At 74.0% G+C, this 1,226-nt stretch carries 1 protein-coding gene; it reads left to right on the top strand.

Features of this window, described 5'->3' with window-relative positions:
* Positions 1-191 precede the first annotated feature (191 nt).
* On the top strand, positions 192-1,148 hold the full coding sequence (locus C667_RS23100; protein WP_004389250.1) for a homoserine kinase: 957 nt from the start codon (positions 192-194) through the stop codon (positions 1,146-1,148).
* The last annotated feature ends 78 nt before the right edge of the window (positions 1,149-1,226 follow it).

Below are 1,226 nucleotides of genomic sequence, written 5' to 3'. Positions count from 1 at the left end.
CGCGCTGCCGGCGCTGCACTTCGCCCGCCTGCCCTCGACCAGCCCGGCGCACGCCGCACGCGGGCTCGCGGCCAAGTTCGCCGCCTGGCAGGCGGTGAAGGCGGCCGCGCAGCGCACCGCCGCAGCGCGCATCGACACCCCGGCCGCCCAGTCCGCCTGAACCCAACCCGACCGCCTTACCCGGAGTCCGCATGTCCGTCTTCACCCCCGTTCCCGAATCCGTGCTCGCCGACTGGCTCAAGGACTACGCCATCGGCCGCCTGGTGGAACTCAAGGGCATCTCGGCCGGCGTCCAGAACAGCAACTTCTTCGTCACCACCACGCTCGGGCGCTACGTGCTCACGCTCTTCGAAGGCATCCCGCGCGCCGAGCTGCCCTACTACCTGCACCTGATGGCCCACCTCGCGCGCCACGGCCTGCCGGTCCCAGGCCCGATCGCCAACCGCCACAACGAATACCTCGGCACCCTGCAGGAGCGCCCCGCCGCGCTGGTGGTGCGGCTGTCGGGCAGCTCGGAGATGAACCCCGGCCTGCCGCACTGCGAGAAGGTCGGCGCCATGCTCGCCGGCCTGCACCTGGCCGGCCAGTCCTACGGCCGCCGCCAGGAGAACCCGCGCGGCGCCGCCTGGCGCGCCGCCACCGCGCAGGTGGTGCGCCCCTTCCTGCCCGCCGACGAGCAGGCCCTGCTCGACGCCGAGCTTGCCTTCCAGGCCACCATCGACGTCGCCGCCCTGCCCGCCGGCGCGATCCACGCCGACCTCTTCCGCGACAACGTGCTGTGGGACACCGACGCCGATGGCGATGTGCGCATCGGCGGCGTCATCGACTTCTACTTCGCCGGCTACGACGCGCTGCTCTTCGACGTCGCGGTCACCGTCAACGACTGGTGCTCCACGCCCGACGGCGGCCTCGACGGCGCACGCGCCGCCGCCCTGCTCGACGCCTACCACGCCGAGCGCCCCTTCACCGACGCCGAGGTCGCCGCGTGGCCGGCCATGCTGCGCGCGGCCGCGCTGCGCTTCTGGATGTCGCGCGCGACCGACTTCCACCTGCCGCGCGCAGGCGAGATGGTGCTGGTCAAGGACCCGAACGAGTACCGCGACATCCTGCGCCTGCGCATCGCCGGCGTGCCGCCCTTGCCGCGCTGACGGCGCCCCGCGCGCCCTGTCCGGATCGACGCCGATGAACGCCCCCCTGCCCCCGCCCCGCCGCCCGCACCCCCCGCC

Origin of the sequence: Thauera phenylacetica B4P (genome assembly GCF_000310225.1) — a bacterium.
Taxonomy (GTDB): Bacteria; Pseudomonadota; Gammaproteobacteria; order Burkholderiales; family Rhodocyclaceae; genus Thauera; species Thauera phenylacetica.
The sequence above is the reverse complement of the archived record's forward strand: the minus strand, read 5'-3'. Positions and strand labels throughout refer to the sequence as shown.